The 16,384-nt window shown below is 71.8% G+C and carries 14 protein-coding genes; 7 read left to right on the top strand and 7 right to left on the bottom strand.

Annotated features, from left to right (window positions below):
• Nucleotides 1–8: 8 nt before the first annotated feature.
• A complete protein-coding gene (locus tag KSE_RS19250; protein ID WP_014137001.1) occupies nucleotides 9–1,310 on the bottom strand; it encodes an MFS transporter in 1,302 nt (433 codons plus the stop codon).
• 163 nt (nucleotides 1,311–1,473) lie between these two features.
• Here KSE_RS19250 and KSE_RS38605 point away from each other — a divergent pair, with 163 nt between their 5' ends.
• Nucleotides 1,474–3,291, top strand: a complete 1,818-nt coding sequence (locus tag KSE_RS38605; RefSeq protein ID WP_014137000.1) for a peptidoglycan-binding protein — start codon at nucleotides 1,474–1,476, stop codon at nucleotides 3,289–3,291.
• A gap of 81 nt (nucleotides 3,292–3,372) precedes the next feature.
• Here the strand turns inward: KSE_RS38605 and KSE_RS19240 are convergent, their stop codons facing one another.
• On the bottom strand, nucleotides 3,373–4,455 hold the full coding sequence (locus KSE_RS19240) for an inositol-3-phosphate synthase (RefSeq protein ID WP_014136999.1): 1,083 nt from the start codon (nucleotides 4,453–4,455) through the stop codon (nucleotides 3,373–3,375).
• 146 nt (nucleotides 4,456–4,601) lie between these two features.
• A complete protein-coding gene (locus KSE_RS19235; RefSeq protein ID WP_014136998.1) occupies nucleotides 4,602–5,267 on the bottom strand; it encodes a PadR family transcriptional regulator in 666 nt (221 codons plus the stop codon).
• 308 nt (nucleotides 5,268–5,575) lie between these two features.
• On the opposite strand from KSE_RS19235, the gene KSE_RS19230 reads away from it, so the two are divergent.
• Nucleotides 5,576–8,284, top strand: a complete 2,709-nt coding sequence (locus KSE_RS19230; RefSeq protein WP_014136997.1) for a transglycosylase domain-containing protein — start codon at nucleotides 5,576–5,578, stop codon at nucleotides 8,282–8,284.
• 265 nt (nucleotides 8,285–8,549) lie between these two features.
• Entirely contained in the window at nucleotides 8,550–10,112 is a 1,563-nt protein-coding gene (locus KSE_RS19225; protein WP_106437686.1) for a glycosyltransferase family 87 protein, read from the top strand.
• Between the two features lie 67 nt (nucleotides 10,113–10,179).
• On the opposite strand, the gene KSE_RS19220 is transcribed toward KSE_RS19225, so the two are convergent.
• From KSE_RS19220 to KSE_RS19210, 3 genes are all read right to left on the bottom strand, one after another.
• Nucleotides 10,180–11,211: an alanine racemase gene (locus KSE_RS19220; RefSeq protein WP_014136995.1), complete on the bottom strand. Its 1,032-nt coding sequence runs from the start codon at nucleotides 11,209–11,211 to the stop codon at nucleotides 10,180–10,182.
• A 55-nt stretch (nucleotides 11,212–11,266) separates the two neighbouring features.
• Nucleotides 11,267–12,385, bottom strand: a complete 1,119-nt coding sequence (locus tag KSE_RS19215) for a lipid II:glycine glycyltransferase FemX (protein WP_014136994.1) — start codon at nucleotides 12,383–12,385, stop codon at nucleotides 11,267–11,269.
• Nucleotides 12,386–12,574: 189 nt separating this feature from the next.
• A complete protein-coding gene (locus tag KSE_RS19210; protein ID WP_014136993.1) occupies nucleotides 12,575–12,892 on the bottom strand; it encodes a hypothetical protein in 318 nt (105 codons plus the stop codon).
• A 233-nt stretch (nucleotides 12,893–13,125) separates the two neighbouring features.
• Here KSE_RS19210 and rpsF point away from each other — a divergent pair, with 233 nt between their 5' ends.
• The 4 genes from rpsF to rplI all read left to right on the top strand — a co-directional run bounded on the left by rpsF (nucleotide 13,126) and on the right by rplI (nucleotide 14,889).
• Nucleotides 13,126–13,416, top strand: coding sequence for a 30S ribosomal protein S6 (gene rpsF / locus KSE_RS19205; RefSeq protein ID WP_014136992.1), 291 nt, complete (start codon nucleotides 13,126–13,128; stop codon nucleotides 13,414–13,416).
• A gap of 101 nt (nucleotides 13,417–13,517) precedes the next feature.
• Entirely contained in the window at nucleotides 13,518–14,120 is a 603-nt protein-coding gene (locus tag KSE_RS19200) for a single-stranded DNA-binding protein (RefSeq protein ID WP_014136991.1), read from the top strand.
• Between the two features lie 68 nt (nucleotides 14,121–14,188).
• Nucleotides 14,189–14,425: a 30S ribosomal protein S18 gene (rpsR, locus tag KSE_RS19195; protein WP_014136990.1), complete on the top strand. Its 237-nt coding sequence runs from the start codon at nucleotides 14,189–14,191 to the stop codon at nucleotides 14,423–14,425.
• A 17-nt stretch (nucleotides 14,426–14,442) separates the two neighbouring features.
• Nucleotides 14,443–14,889, top strand: coding sequence for a 50S ribosomal protein L9 (gene rplI / locus KSE_RS19190; protein WP_014136989.1), 447 nt, complete (start codon nucleotides 14,443–14,445; stop codon nucleotides 14,887–14,889).
• Between the two features lie 108 nt (nucleotides 14,890–14,997).
• Here rplI and KSE_RS19185 read toward each other — a convergent pair whose 3' ends face one another.
• On the bottom strand, nucleotides 14,998–16,371 hold the full coding sequence (locus tag KSE_RS19185) for an MATE family efflux transporter (protein WP_014136988.1): 1,374 nt from the start codon (nucleotides 16,369–16,371) through the stop codon (nucleotides 14,998–15,000).
• Nucleotides 16,372–16,384: the final 13 nt, after the last annotated feature.

Raw genomic sequence — 16,384 nt, 5'->3', positions numbered from 1 at the left:
GCCCGGGATCAACTGCGGCGCGAGGCCCGGAAGTAGAGCAGCGCACCGAGCGCGTACAGCGCGGCCAGCGCCAGCACCACCGGCGCCGAGCGGCCGTCCAGCGGCAGCACCAGCGCGGTGGCGGCGGCCGCGGCGACGTACGAGACGTTCATCAGGACGTCGTAGATCGCGAACACCCGGCCGCGGTACTCGTCCTCGACCGACTCCTGCACCAGGGTGTCGGCGCAGATCTTGGTGCCCTGGGTGACCACGCCCAGCAGCAGCGCCGCCGCCATGGTCGGGGCCGTCCGGAAGAACAGGCCGAGCGCCGGGACGAACACGGCGGCCGCGGCCAGGCAGAGCGTCATCCAGCCGTGCAGGCCGAGCCGGCGGGTGGCCCACGGGCTGACCGCGGCGGCCAGGAAGAAGCCCACCGCGGACATCCCGACTGCCAGCCCCAGGGTGGCCAGGCCGCCGTCGACGTCCTCGGCCCGGTTGAAGGTGTAGCGGCACAGCATCAGCACCACCACGGTCAGCACGCCGTAGCAGAACCGGGCCAGGCTGACCGCGGCCAGCGCCCGCACCGCCGGGCGGCACTCCCGCAGCAGGTGGCCCAGGCCGGCCCGCAGGTCGTGCCAGGCGGTGGCCAGCGCCTGCCGCAGCGGCGGGAGTTCGAGCGGCAGGTCGGGGCCCAGCTCGTCCGGCCCGATCGGCCGCACGGCCAGCGCGGCGACCAGGTACAGCAGCGCGGAGAGCCCCACCGTCAGCGCGCCCCCGGCCGCACCGGAGGCCACCAGGCCCAGCCCCAGGCCGAGGAAGCCGCCGGCCGTCGCCGCGACCGTGCCCAGGGTCGGCGAGACCGCGTTCGCGGTGACCAGCGCGGACGGCTCCACCACCCGGGGCAGCGAGGCCGACAGGCCGGACAGGATGAACCGGTTGATCCCGATCACCAGCAGCGCCGCCGCGTAGAACCCCCACCTCGGCACCCCGCCGAGCAGCAGCAGGGCGGTCAGCAGGCAGAGCCCGCCGCGGACCAGATTGCCCGTCAGCAGCACCTGCCGGCGCCGCCAGCGGTCCAGCATCACGCCGGTGAACGGGCCGACCACCGAGAACGGCAGCGTCACCACCGCCAGCGCGGCGGCGATCTCGCCGGGCGAGGACTGCTTGTCCGGCGAGAACAGCGCGAAGGCCGCCAACGAGGCCTGGAACACCCCGTCCGAGAACTGCGAGAGCAGCCGGACCGTCAGCAGCCGCCGGAACCCCGGGCCGCGCAGCAGCCCGAGCAGCAGCCCGAACAGGGAGGCCTCGCGTGGAGGGCGTTCGGTGATCACCCGCCAAGGGTGCCACGCGTCCGAGCCCGTTTCACGTGAAACATCGGTCGACTTCCGGCGAACGGACGCCCCCCGCGCGCTCCCGCACCACCGATGACCCGGCGCTTCCCGGCTCGTTGACCCCGCAGGGAGGGAAGAACCAGTTCGGACAACGGGAGGCCCCATGCGGGACGAGTTCACCGCCCTTCTGCTCGGCCAGGTCGGCCGGCACGAAGGCCGCGACCCCGACGGAACCTGGAACAACCGCCAGCGCTACAGCACCGAGACCCCCGGCCTGGAATGGTCCGACGGCCAGCCCTGGTGCGCCACCTTCGAAGCCTGGGCCGCCCACCGGGCCGGCATGGACGCCCTCTGGCCGATGACCGCCTCCTGCCTCGCCGCCGTCACCTGGTGGCGCGACCGCGGCCGCTGGACCGACTACCCCGTCCTCGGCGGTCCCTTCTACCTCGGCCCCGACGGCGGCAGCCACACCGGCGTGGTCGTCGCCTACGACGCCGACACCATCCGGACGGTGGAGGGCAACGCCCTCCCGCTGCACGCCGGGGTGCTCACCCCCACCGGCTACCGGAGGATGGGTGACCTGCGGGTCGGAGATCCCGTCGTGGATCCGGAGGGCCGGCCCTCCGAGATCACCGGCGTCCACCCCAAGGGCATCCGACCGGTGCACCGGATCACCCTCCGGGACGGCTCCGCCGCCGAGGCGTGCGAGGAGCACCTCTGGCAGGTCGCGATCGACGGCCGGGCCCGCCCGAGGGTGGTCACGACCCTGGAACTCGCCGCCCTGGTCTCCCGCCCCGGTTCCCGGGTGCGCGTGCCCCTCATCGAACCCGTCGAGTACCGGCAGACGGGCGAGCCGCTCCCGATCGACCCGTACCTGCTCGGGCTGCTCATCGGGGACGGCGGCGCCAGCGGCGGCGGACTGCATTTCACCAACACCGACCCGGACGTCCTCGCCGAGCTGCGCTCCTGCCTGCCGGACGGTCACCGATTGGTTCCGCACATCGCCGATGAGCACGCTGTGGAGGGGAACTGGCGCATCATCGGACCCGGCGGCCGGGGCAGGAACCAGCTGATCGAGGAACTGCGCGCGTTCGGCCTGATGGGCGTCACGGCCCCGCACAAGTTCCTGCCCGCCTGCTACCGCAGAGCCGGTATCAAGGACCGGCTGGCGCTCCTGCGAGGACTGATGGACACCGACGGGTCGATTGACGCCCGGGGGCGGATCGAGTTCACCTCGGCCTCCGAGCGCCTGGCCGGGGACGTTCAGGAGCTCGTTCGCTCACTCGGCGGCCGGGCCGCGGTGAACGTCAGGCGCGATGTGCACTACACCTCGCCCCGACAGCCGAACCGCACCCCTGCCAGGGACGCGTACCGCGTGCAGAACGTCAACATGCCGCACTTCAACCCGTTCAGGACACCACGCAAGGCAGAGCGTTTCGTCCCGCGGAACGCCGCGTGGGCCCGCCGGGTCGTCTCCGTCGAGTACGTGCGCGACGAAGAGGTCCAGTGCATCGCGGTGTCGGCACCCTCCCGCCTGTTCGTCACCGACGACTTCATCCCCACCCACAACACCAACGACAGCGGCTCCGCCGAGGGCGACGGCGTCTACCTCAAGTCCCGCCCGCGCCGCGGCCCCGGCTCGCCGTACGGGTACGGGGTGCCGGCCTTCCCGGAGGGCACCGTCTCGGCCGACCCGGCGCTCGGCGGCGTGCCCGCCGCGCGGACGGCGGGGCAGGCCACCGCGCCGGCGTCCGGTCCGCCGCGCTGGCCCGGGCGGTACCTGCGGACGCAGACGCCGATGCTGCACGGGGACGACGTGCTGATGTGGCAGCGGCGGCTGGCCGCCCGGGGCTGGTCGATCAGCGCCGACGGCTGGTACGGGCCCGACTCCGCCCGGGTCTGCCGGGCCTTCCAGCAGCGGCACGGGCTCGCGGTGGACGGCGTGGTCGGCCCGGCCACCTGGGACGCCGCCTGGTCCTGAACGCGCCGGAGGGCCGCCCCGCGCGAGGCGGGACGGCCCTCCGGCCGACGAGTCAGTGCTCGGGGATCAAGGACCGGGCGCTCAGCGCTCGACCTCGCCGCGGATGAACTTCTCGACGTTCTCCTTGGCCTCGTCGTCGAAGTACTGCACCGGCGGGGACTTCATGAAGTACGAGGACGCGGAGAGGATCGGGCCGCCGATGCCGCGGTCCTTGGCGATCTTCGCGGCGCGCACGGCGTCGATGATGACACCGGCCGAGTTCGGGGAGTCCCAGACCTCGAGCTTGTACTCGAGGTTCAGCGGGACGTCGCCGAACGCGCGGCCCTCGAGGCGGACGTACGCCCACTTGCGGTCGTCGAGCCACGCGACGTAGTCGGACGGGCCGATGTGGACGTTCTTGGCGCCCAGCTCGCGGTCGCGGATCTGCGAGGTGACGGCCTGGGTCTTGGAGATCTTCTTGGACTCCAGGCGCTCGCGCTCGAGCATGTTCTTGAAGTCCATGTTGCCGCCGACGTTCAGCTGCATGGTGCGCTCGAGGATGACACCGCGGTCCTCGAAGAGCTTCGCCATCACGCGGTGCGTGATGGTGGCGCCGACCTGCGACTTGATGTCGTCGCCGACGATCGGGACACCGGCCTCGGTGAACTTGTCGGCCCACTCCTTGGTGCCGGCGATGAACACCGGGAGGGCGTTCACGAAGGCGACCTTGGCGTCGATGGCGCACTGGGCGTAGAACTTCGCGGCGGCCTCGGAGCCGACCGGCAGGTAGCAGACCAGGACGTCGACCTGGCGGTCCTTGAGGACCTGCACGACGTCGGCCGGAGCCTCGTCGGACTCCTCGATGGTCTCGCGGTAGTACTTGCCCAGGCCGTCGAGGGTGTGGCCGCGCTGCACGGTGACGCCGGTCGGCGGCACGTCGCAGATCTTGATGGTGTTGTTCTCGCTGTTGCCGATGGCGTCGGCCAGGTCGAAGCCGACCTTCTTGGCGTCCACGTCGAACGCGGCGACGAACTCGACGTCCTTGACGTGGTAGTCGCCGAACTGGACGTGCATCAGGCCCGGGACCTTACCGGCCGGGTCGGCGTCCTTGTAGTACTCGACACCCTGCACCAGCGAGGCGGCGCAGTTGCCCACGCCGACGATGGCTACGCGAACCGAACCCATTCCGGTTGCTCCCTGAATCTCATGAGGTCCGCCGTGCTGTGGCGGGGACCTCGTTCCACAACTGTTCTGATCTGTCCGAATCGGGCGCGCGGGGCGCCCGGGCCGCGCCGCGGGCGGCGGGGCCGGCGCGGTGCTGCAGCGCTCCGCTAGGAGGAGCGCCCCGGGCGGTCGTACGGTGGCCCGGGCGGGTCGGAGGACCCGTCGGCCGGACCACGGCCGTCCGAAGACTGGGGGGACGCGGGGCCGCGTCCGGTTCTGGTGGCCCGCTCGGTCTCGATCAGCTCGTTGAGCCAGCGGACCTCGCGCTCCACCGACTCCAGGCCGTGGCGCTGGAGTTCGAGGGTGTAGTCGTCGAAGCGCTCACGGGTGCGGGCGATGGAGCTGCGCATCCGCTCCAGCCGCTCCTCCAGCCGGCTGCGGCGGCCTTCCAGCACGCGCATCCGGACCGCCCGGTCGGTCTGGCCGAAGAACGCGAAGCGGACGCCGAAGTGCTCGTCCTCCCAGGCCTCCGGGCCGGAGTCGGCGAGCAGCTCCTCGAAGCGCTGCTTGCCCTCCGGGGAGAGCCGGTAGGTGATCTTCGACCGCTTGCCGTTCAGGGCGGTGGCCGGGACGTACTCGACGTCCGGGTTGTCCTCCACCAGGAAGCCCTGGGCGACCAGGCTCTTCAGGCAGGGGTAGAGCGTTCCGTACGAGAAGGCCCGGAACGAGCCCAGCAGCACGTTCAGCCGCTTGCGCAGCTCGTACCCGTGCATGGGCGCGTCGTGGAGCAGGCCGAGGACGGCGAATTCGAGGACGCCTGAGCGTCGGCTCATCCCGCCTTCCTCCTTCCGTGGGGGGTTCCTGCTCGTCGGGTGCGGGCCCGGGGTTCGGCAGTGCATGCCGAAGTATGCCGAGCCGATGTGTCGCGTCGATGTATCGGCTCGATATATCGGCAACAGTAACCCTGGGTCACGGAAGGAGCAAGGGGGGCACGCGTAACCGCGATCACAAGGCATCTGGGCAACGGGCGTGTAATGAATCGCGGTCGGTTCGTCCCGGTTGGCTTCCAATGCCCGAATAGGTGGCTTTCGGGGAGCCGTACTCTTTCGCCTGTGCACCCTGACCGAGGAGCCGCGGAGAGATGAGCGAACACCGGCGCAGGTCGGCGAACCCCGGGGGCGAGCAGCAGCCGCCGAGGCAGCCCGACCCCGGACAGCCGTACGCCTACGGCAGCCCGGTCCAGGGCGCACCCGAGTACGGCCGTGACACCCCGGCCGGCGGCACCCCCGGCCTGAACCGGGTCGGCCGACCCGGCCAGGTGCCGGGCCAGGGCCCCGGCCCCGGCGCCGGCCGGCGGGCCGAGCGCGGGACCGCGCAGCAGCCCCGGATGACCCGGGCGGAGATGCGCAAGCAGTCCCGCAAGGGCGGCTCCGGCGGTTCCGGCGGCGGTGACGCGGGCGGCCCGCCGAACGGCCGCGCCGCCGGGCGCGGCGGCAAGCCGGGCAAGAAGCGGATCATCGACTACCCGCGGTTCGGCAAGCAGGGCTTCCGGCGCTGGATGCCGTCCTGGCGGCAGGTGCTGAGCGTGTTCCTGATCTTCTTCGGCAGCTGCGTGGCCGCGGTCTACACCGCGTACGCGATGGTCAAGGTGCCGGACGAGAAGGTCCCGCTGCAGATCCAGAGCAACGTCTACTACTGGGCCGACGGCAGCGAGATGGCCCGCACCGGCACCGAGAACCAGCAGCTGGTCGACCTCTCGAAGATCAGCCGCCAGGCGCAGGACGCGGTCATCGCGGCGGAGAACGACACCTTCCGCACCGACTCCGGCATCGACCCGAAGGGCATCGCCCGCGCCGTCTACAAGATGGCGACCGGCGGCGAGACCCAGGGCGGTTCGACCATCACCCAGCAGTACGTGAAGAACGTCTACCTCTCGCAGGACCAGACGCTCTCGCGGAAGGCCAAGGAATTCTTCATCACCCTCAAGGTCAACGACGAGAAGACCAAGGAGCAGATCCTCGAGGGCTACCTGAACACCAGCTGGTTCGGCCGCGGCGCGACCGGCATCCAGGCCGCCGCGCAGGCGTACTACGGCGTGGACGCCAGCAAGATCGACGTCTGCCAGGGCGCCATGCTGGCCGGCCTGCTGAAGGGCGCGGGCCTGTTCGACCCGAGCCTGAGCCCGGCCAACCACGAGCGGATGGTCAGCCGCTGGAGCTGGATCCTGGACCGGATGGTCACCACCAAGGTGCTGTCCGCCGAGGACCGGGCCAAGTGCAAGGACTTCCCCGAGCCGATCGAGACCCAGAAGGTCACCAAGACCACCGGCGAGGTCTCGTACCTGATCGAGACCGCCAAGCAGTACGTGACCTCCAAGGACTCGACGATCACGGCGGCGGCGCTGGACCGCGGCGGCTACCAGATCCACACCACCTTCCAGAAGGACAAGGTGGACGCCCTGAAGAAGGCCGTGGACGACTTCCAGGCGGCCACCCTGAAGCCGGACAGCCGGGAGGCGGACAAGTTCGTCCAGGTCGGCGCCGCCTCGGTGCTGCCGGGCGACGGCGCGATCGTGGCGATCTACGGCGGCCCGGGCTTCGAGAACAACCACTACACCAACAACGCCGACGCCAAGGGCGTCCCGGTCGGCTCGACCTTCAAGCCGATCGTGCTGGCCGCCGCGATGCAGGACGGCGTCCTCACCAAGAACGGCGAGGACGGCAAGCCGGCCCAGATCAACCCGGACTCGCGCTACCTGGCCGACGACATGGCGCAGATCTACCGGGCCGACGGCAGCAAGGCGATGGAGAACGGTCAGCCGTACCACCAGCGCAACAGCGACCCCGGCAAGAAGGGGTACGTGACGCTGCGGACGGCCATGCAGTGGTCGTACAACGTGCCGTTCGTGCAGCTCGGCCAGGACGTCGGCGGCGACAAGGTCCGGGCGATGGCGCAGACCCTGGGCCTGCACGACGACACCCTGGCCGGGGCCAGCACGCTGACCCTGCCGCTGGGCACCTCGACGCCGAGCGCGATCCGGATGGCCTCGGTGTACTCGGTGTTCGCGGCGCACGGCCAGCAGACCGACCCGTACTCGGTGACCGCCGTGCAGTTCCACGGCAAGGACCTGCCGAACTTCGCCAGGCCGACGCCGAAGACGGCGCTGGACCCGGCCGTCGCCGACAACATCACCGACGTGCTGCAGAACGTGGCGAAGAACGGCACCGGCAACAAGACCGCCGCGCTGGGCTTCCCGGTGGCCGGCAAGACCGGTACCACCGACGACAGCATGTCGGCCTGGTGGGTCGGCTACACGCCCAGCCTGGTCACCTCGGTCAGCATGTGGCGCGAGGAGCCGGGCAAGGCCAAGCTGCTCGACCTCAAGGGCACCGGTGGCAAGAACGAGGTCCACGGTGGTGACTACCCGACCGACATCTTCACCCGCTACATGAAGATCATCGGCCCGGGCAACCCGAAGAACTTCACCCCGCCGACCCCCTGGGGCCAGGAGGTCGACTCCTCCGGCGCCCCGGTCAGTGCCTCGCCGTCGGCCTCGGCCACCGAGTCCGCGCCCGCCGTCCCGACCGAGCAGCCGAGCGTCCCGGTCGAGCAGCCGTCGCCGACCGAGAGCGCGTCGTCGACCGGCAAGCCGACCGGGAAGCCCTCGGGCTCCCCGACCGCGTCGCCGTCGACCTGCCTGCCGGTGATCTGCAACCCGGGCACCACCGGCGGCACGGGAACCACCGGCGGCACCGGCACCACCACCGGAACCACCAACGGCGGCACCAACACCGGCACCCCCACCGGCACCCCCACCGGAACCGGGACGACCACCGGCCGCACCAACTGACGGAGCGGCCGGATTCCGGCCGACGTCCCCGGAGGGGGCACCCGATCGCCCGCGCGATCAGGTGCCCCCTCCGGCGTGCGGCGGGCGTCCTCCGGGCCCCGCGTCGGGCCCCGCGCCGGTGCCCGGGAACGGCCGGTAGCGGCCGGTTCGCGGCGGCGGGCGGGGGTTTGTGTCTGCGGGCGTCCGGTATGTCACCGGGGTCGGGGGCGCGGATCGGGGGCGCGATCCCGTGCCCCTCTTCGATTGCGCGGATGGGTGCGGCAGTATGTGCGCCATGACCTCCAGCCTTCGTGACGAGACCGCGCCGCCCGGCCCCGCGCCGGCCGGCGGTCCGCTGCCCAACACCGTGGTGGTGCCCGCGGACGAGGATCCGGTCGCGGAGGCCGGCAGTGAGCTGTTCGGCGGGCCGCCCGGCCGCCGGGCGCTGCTGGGGGTGTCCTGGTGGACGCCGGCCAAGTTCCTCGCGCTGGCGGTGATCGCGGTCTACCTGCTGGGGCTGATCCAGAAGGCGCCGTGCTACAACGACGGCTGGTTCCACGGCGCCACCACCCAGTACACGAAGGCCTGTTACAGCGACATCCCGCACCTGTTCTCGGGCCGCGGCTTCGCCACCGGGCTGCACCCGTACCTGGACCCGATCCCGCAGGGTTCGCCGGACATGCAGTACCTGGAGTACCCGGTGCTGACCGGCCTGTTCATGCAGGTCGCGGCGTGGCTGACCACCAAGAGCGGCGACCTGATGAGCCGCGAGCAGTGGTTCTGGATGGTCAACGCCGGGATGCTGATGATCTGCGCGGTGGTCGCGGTGGTCGCCACCTCCCGCGCCCAGCGCCGCCGTCCGTGGGACGCGCTGCTGTTCGCGCTGGCCCCGGCGCTGGCGTTGAACGCCACCATCAACTGGGACCTGCTGGCGGTCGCGCTGGCCGCCGTCGCGATGGCCTACTGGTCGGGCTCCAAGCCGGTCTGGGCCGGTGTGTTCATCGGTCTGGCGACCGCGGCGAAGCTCTACCCGGCGCTGCTGCTCGGTCCGCTGCTGGTGCTCTGCCTGCGCTCCGGCAAGTGGAAGGAGCTCGGCCAGGTCTTCGGCGGCGCGGTCGGCGCCTGGCTGGTGGTCAACCTGCCGATCATGATGGCCAACTGGAAGGGCTGGCTGACCTTCTACAGCTTCAGCCAGACCCGCAAGGAGGACTACGGCTCGTTCTGGCTGATCCTCATGCAGGCCGTCCGGAACAAGAACCTGGAGACCCTGAACACCTGGATCGCGGGCCTGCTGGTCCTCAGCTGCCTGGCGATCGGCTGGCTGGCGCTCAGCGCCCCGCGCCGCCCGCGCTTCGCCCAGCTGGCCTTCCTGGTGGTGGCGGCCTTCGTGCTGACCAACAAGGTCTACTCGCCGCAGTACGTGCTCTGGCTGATCCCGCTGGCGGCGCTGGCCCGGCCGCGCTGGCGCGACTTCCTGATCTGGCAGGCCTGCGAGGTGCTGTACTTCCTCGGTGTCTGGTCGTACCTGGCCTACAACGGCGACGGCAAGCACCACGGCATCGACCAGGAGTGGTACCACTTCGCGATCGCCCTGCACCTGGTCGGCACCCTGTACCTCTGCTACATGGTGGTCCGCGACGTCCTCCGCCCCGAGTACGACCCGGTCCGCTGGGACGGCAGCGACGACCCGTCCGGCGGCGTGCTGGACGGTGCCCCGGACAGGTTCGTGCTCGGCTCCGCGCGCGGCCTGCGCGAGGCGGAGACGTACGCGGCCTACGCGCCGACGGCGGACTGGCTGGACAAGGAGCCGACCGCCGACGCGGATCCCGGCCCCGAGCCCGCGAAGTAGCCGCCCGCACAGCACGGAGCCCGCCCGCCGAACCGTCGGCGGGCGGGCTCCGTGCTGTGCGCGGGTCCTAGCGCTCGACCACCCGGTCGAAGTGGGTGGTGGTGTGCCGGACGGTCAGCGACAGCTCGTCGCCGATCGCGGGCGGCTTGAGCTCGCCGGGCAGGAACAGGATCGACACCTGCATGTGCGGCGGCTCGGCGAACCAGAGCTGCTTGCCCTGCCAGGAGTACGGCGAGAGCGTCCGGTTCACGGTGGCCAGGCCGGCCCGGGCCAGGCCCTTGGCGCGCGGCAGCACCCCGTGCACGTACTTGGGGGCCTCCAGGCCGACGCCGTGCGCGGTGCCGCCGGTGGCGACCAGCAGGTGGCCGTCGGAGGGGGCCTTGTGCTGCCGGTAGCCGTAGCGCTCGCCGCGGACCACCGGGGTGACGTCCAGGACGCTGGCCCGGGAGGTCAGCGCCTCCACCTCGCCGAGCCACAGCCGGGTGCCGATCCGGGAGCGGAACTCCGTGTCGGGGAAGCGCTCGGCCAGCCGCCGCCCGTCCTTGGCGGACAGGTGGCTGAGGTAGACGGTGCCGGTGGGCAGCCCGGCCTCGCCGATCGCCCGGACCAGGGCGGCCACCTCGTCCACCGGGTCGGAGCCGTCCGGCCGGTCCAGCGGCAGGTGCAGCGCGAAGCCCTCGACGGTCAGGTGCCGCACCGGCAGCCGGGGCAGCTCGCCGAGCGCGACGCCGTGCCGGCGCATCGAGGTCATGCACTCGACCACCACCCGGCTGCCCGCGGGCAGCGCGGCCAGCGCCTCGGCGTGCGCGACGGTGCGCACCACCCGGTCCGCGGGCAGGTCGGCCTCCGGCTCGCCGGCCCGGTACGGGGTCAGCACCAGCAGGTCGCCGGCGAAGCCGCCGGCCACCGCCTCGGCCTCCGCCGCGGTGCCGACCGCCAGCATCGGGACGCCCAGCCGGGTCGCCTCGGCGGCCAGCCGGCCGTTGCCGAAGCCGTAGCCGTTGCCCTTGGCGACCGGGACCAGCCCGGCGAACTCGGCCAGCAGCCCGCGCTGGTGCGCCCGCCAGCGGCCGGTGTCCACGTACATCGTCAAGGTCATGGTGTTCTTCTCCCCGTGCTCCCCGTGCGCCCCATGGTTCTTCCTCGGGTGTGGCTCAACGGCGCGACATGTAGAGGTCGAGCGCCTTGTGCAGCAGCTTGTTGAGCGGGAAGTCCCACTCGCCCAGGTACTCGGCGGCCTGGCCTCCGGTGCCGACCTTGAACTGGATCAGCCCGAAGAGGTGGTCGTCCTCGTCCAGGGTGTCGCTGATCCCGCGCAGGTCGTAGACGCTCGCGCCGAGCGCGTAGGAGTCCCGGATCATCCGCCACTGGACCGCGTTGGACGGCTTGACCTCGCGCTTGTGGTTGGCGGAGGCGCCGTACGAGTACCAGACGTGCTCGCCGACGACCAGCATCGTGGTCGCGGCCAGCGGCTCGCCGTCGTGGTAGGCGATGTAGAGCCGCATCCGGTTCGGGTCCTCGGCGGTGAGGGCCGTCCACATCCGCTGGAAGTAGGACAGCGGCCGCGGCGTGAAGCGGTCGCGCTCGGCGGTGACCACGTACAGCTTGTGGAAGACCGCGAGGTCCTCGTAGCCGCCCTGGACCACCTCGACGCCGCTCTTCTCGGCCTTCTTGATGTTGCGCCGCCACAGCTGGTTGAAGCCGCGCTGCACGTCGTCCAGCGAGCGGTCGCCCAGCGGCACCTGGAACACGTACCGGGGCTGGACGTCGCCGAAGCCCGCGCCGCCGTCCTCGCCCTGCAGCCAGCCGGAGCGGCGCAGCCGCTCGGCGGTCTCCAGGGCGCGGGCCTCGCAGAAGTCGGGCTCGACGTCGCGCAGCCGCTTGGCCTGCTTGCCGGCGATCGCGTCCTTGATGGTGCCGGCCTCCCAGCGGCGGACCACCACCGGCGGGCCCATCTTCACCGTGAACGCGCCCTGCGCCTTCAGGTGCGCCAGCATCGGCTTCAGCCAGCGGTCGAGGTCCTGGTCGAACCAGTCGATCACCGGGCCCTCCGGCAGGTAGGCCAGGTACCGCTTGACCTTGGGCAGCTGCCGGTAGAGCACCAGGCCGACGCCGACCAGCTCGCCGGAGGGCTCGAACCAGCCCAGGCTCTCGGCGCGCCACTCCGCCTTCACGTCCGCCCAGGCGGGCACCTGCATGTGGCTGGCCGAGGGCCGGCTCCGCACGAAAGCCAGGTGTTCCTCACGCGTGATGGTCCGCAGCCGCAGGCTCATGCTCCGTGCTCCTCCTCGTCGGATCTACCCATGGTGACCCTATCGCCCGAATGGTCCGATTCGACCGGGAACCGACCCGACATGATGATGCCCCCCTGAGCGCGCCTGCTGGTACAGGTACTACGCCGGGAGGGCACCGGAGGTTGCGGGCGCTCGGGCGGGTTCACCCCGCCCCGCGCCCGCCGGGCGTCACCACACGCCCCCGAACAGGCCGCCGTGCGCGACGCCGAGCATCAGGCCGAAGGCGGCGGCGCCGGTGCCGATCACGACGGCGAACCGCTCGGCGGTGGTCACCGAGAGGAACAGCGCGGTCAGGCCGGCCAGCACGCCGAACAGGCCGGTCCACGAGGTCAGGATGTGCAGGTTGTGGAAGAACGAGGTGACGAAGGCGATCGCGCCGAGCAGGACGGTCACGCCGACCAGGGCGTTCTCCCGCGGGTGCGGGTGCCCGTCGGTGTTGAGGGTGAACTTCGGCCGGTGCTGCGGCCGGGGTGCGGCCTGTGCCATGGGACCCACCTCCTGGGGGAGGGAACGTTCGTTCTGTCCAGGTTGCGGCCGAATCGGCCGGAGTGACAACCGCGACAGCCAACTGTTTTGTCCGCTGGTCGGCTCACCCGGTAGGCTGGCCCCTCTGCACTGGTGTAGGGGCGTGCTTCCATGCCCGGAACCGGTGCCGACGCGCACAACCCTCCTGCCACGGAAACGCCGTGGCCGTTGAGTCCAAAGGAGGTGGGTTACACATGCGTCACTACGAGGTGATGGTCATCCTCGACCCCTCGGTCGAGGAACGCGCCGTCTCCCCCCTGATCGAGAGCTTCCTCAACGTCGTCCGCACCGGCGGCGGCAAGATCGAGAAGATCGACACCTGGGGCCGTCGTCGCCTGGCGTACGAGATCAACAAGCAGTCCGAGGGCATCTACTCGGTCATCGACCTCAAGGCCACGCCCGAGGTCGTCAAGGAGCTCGACCGCCAGTTCAGCCTGAGCGAGTCGGTTCTGCGGACCAAGGTCCTGCGCCCGGACACCCACTGAGCCCGCTTCCGGCGTCCGCGCCGGAGGGTTCACGTCCGGTGTTCCACGTGGAACACCGCTGACGAGCACCGCAGAACTTCTTTCCGAGAGGTCATCACCACATGGCAGGCGAGACCGTCATCACCCTCGTCGGCAACCTCGTCGACGACCCCGAGCTGCGCTTCACCCCGTCGGGTGCCGCGGTGGCCAAGTTCCGTATCGCGTCCACCCCGCGCACCTTCGACCGGCAGACCAACGAGTGGAAGGACGGCGAGAGCCTCTTCCTCACGTGCAACGTCTGGCGCCAGCCGGCGGAGAACGTCGCCGAGTCGCTGCAGCGCGGCATGCGCGTGATCGTGCAGGGCCGACTGCGCCAGCGGTCTTACGAGACCAAGGAAGGCGAGAAGCGGACGGTCTTCGAGGTCGAGGTCGATGAGGTCGGCCCGAGCCTGCGCTCGGCGACCGCCAAGGTCACCCGTGCCAACCGGACCGGCGGTCCGGGCGGCGGCGGTGGCGGCTTCGGCGGTGGCGGCGGCCAGCAGGGTGGCGGCGGCTACGGCGGCGGCGGGAACCAGGGCGGCGGCGGCTGGGGTGGCAACTCCGGCGGCGGCAACCAGGCTCCCTCCGACGACCCGTGGGCGTCCAGCGCCCCCTCGTCCAACCAGGGTGGCGGCAGCTGGGGTGGCAACTCCGGCGGCGGCTACTCGGAAGAGCCCCCGTTCTAAGCGGTGCTTTGCCGGGCCCCCCGCGGGCCCGGTGACGCTGACAGATCTCGTACTCAACGGAGCACACAATGGCGAAGCCGCCTCCTCGCAAGCCGAAGAAGAAGGTTTGCGTCTTCTGCAAGGACAAGGCCACGTACGTGGACTACAAGGACACGAACCTGCTGCGGAAGTTCATCTCCGACCGCGGCAAGATCCGTGCCCGCCGGGTCACCGGCAACTGCACCCAGCACCAGCGTGACGTCGCCACGGCTGTGAAGAACAGCCGTGAGGTGGCCCTGCTGCCCTACACCTCCACCACGCGCTAAGAGAGGGTGACCGAACAATGAAGATCATCCTCACGCACGAGGTCCCCGGCCTCGGCAGCGCCGGCGAGGTCGTCGAGGTCAAGGACGGCTACGCCCGCAACTTCCTGGTCCCGCGCGGCTTCGCCATCCGCTGGACCAAGGGCGGTCAGAAGGACGTCGACGCCATCCGTCGCGCCCGGAAGATCCACGCCATCCAGACCCTGGAGGCCGCCAACGAGGTCAAGGCCAAGCTGGAGGGCCTGCAGGTCAAGCTGGCCGTCCGCTCCGGCGACGCCGGCCGCCTCTTCGGCTCGGTGACCCAGGCCGACGTCGTGGAGGCCATCAAGGCCGCCAGCGGCCCGGCCGTGGACAAGCGCGCCGTCGCGATCGCCTCGCCGATCAAGACCGTGGGCAGCCACAAGGTCTCGGTCAAGCTGCACGCCGACGTCCAGGCCAACCTCGACGTCAACGTCGTCGCCGCCTGAGCGCAGCCGTCACGCAGTCGGAGGGCCGGATCCCGTTCGCGGGGTCCGGCCCTCCGGCCGTCCGGGCCGCCGCGCGGCCCGGGCCGCGGTTCGGCTACGGGCCGCGGCTCAGCTCCGGACGGCGCCGGTCACCATCCAGTGGCCGGTGCGGACCCGGCCGACCAGGAAGGCGGCCCGGCTCAGCATGAACAGGTTCATCGCCCACCACAGCCCGGCCAGCCCCAGGTCCAGCGCGGGCACCGCCAGCGCCGCCGGGACGAACGCCAGCAGGGTCGCCAGCATCGCCCAGGCCAGGTAGCGGCCGTCGCCCGCGCCCATCAGCACGCCGTCCAGCACGAACACCAGCCCGCCCACCGGCTGGGTCAGCGCGGCCAGCAGCAGCGCGGTCGACAACTGGGCCCGCACGCCCGGGTCGGAGCTGAACAGCGGGACGTACAGCGGCCGGCCCAGCACCATCAGCAGCCCGAACAGCACGCCCGCGCCCAGGCCCCACTCGACCATCCGCCGGGTCGCCGCCCGGGTGCCGGGCAGGTCGCCCGCGCCCAGGTAGCGGCCGATGATGGCCTGGCCGGCGATCGCCACCGCGTCCAGCGCGAAGGCGACGAAGGACCAGACCGTCATGGTGATCTGATGAGCCGCCACCTCGGCGTCGCCCAGGTTCGCGGCCACCGCGGTGGCCAGCAGCAGCACCGCGCGCAGGCTCAGCGTGCGCACCAGCAGCGGGCCGCCGGCCCGGGCCGAGGCCCGGATGCCCGCGCGGTCCGGCCGCAGGCCCGCGCCCTCCCGGCGGGCGCCGCGGACCACCACGGCGACGTAGACCGCGGCCATCGCGTTCTGCGCGATCACGGTGCCCCAGGCGGAGCCGGCCACCCCGAGGCCGGCGCCGTAGACCAGGCCCAGGTTGAGCACCAGGTTGGCGGCGAACCCGCCGATCGCGACCAGCAGCGGGGTGCGGGTGTCCTGGAAGCCGCGCAGCACGCCGGTGGCGGCCAGCACCAGCAGCATCGCGGGCACCCCGAGCGCGCTGATCCGCAGGTAGGTCACCGCGTACGGGGCGGCGGTCGCGGAGGCGCCGAGCAGCCGGGCGGCCTGCGGGGCGAGCAGCAGGGTGAGCAGCACCAGGCCGGCCGAGAGCAGCAGCGCCAGCCAGATGCCGTCGACCCCCTGCTGGACGGCGGCCCGCCGGTCGCCCGCCCCGATCCGGCGGGCCACCGCGGCGGTGGTGGCGTACGCCAGGAAGGCGAACACCCCGACCACGGTGGTGAGCGCGGCGGAGGCCACGCCCAGGCCGGCGAGCTGGGCGGTGCCGAGGTGGCCGACGATCGCGGAGTCGGCCATCAGGAACAGCGGCTCGGCGACCAGCGCGCCGAAGGCCGGGACGGCCAGGGCGAGGATCTCCCGGTCGTGGCGGCGGCGGTCGGCGCGGCGGTCGCGGCGCTGCTCGCGGCGCTGGTCGGTGGTGGCTGGGGATCTGGCGGGCATGGGGTCAGCCTAC

Source organism: Kitasatospora setae KM-6054 (assembly GCF_000269985.1).
In the GTDB taxonomy this organism is placed as follows: domain Bacteria; phylum Actinomycetota; class Actinomycetes; order Streptomycetales; family Streptomycetaceae; genus Kitasatospora; species Kitasatospora setae.
Note: the sequence above shows the minus strand (reverse complement) of the source record. Positions and strands in the feature narration are given on the sequence as shown.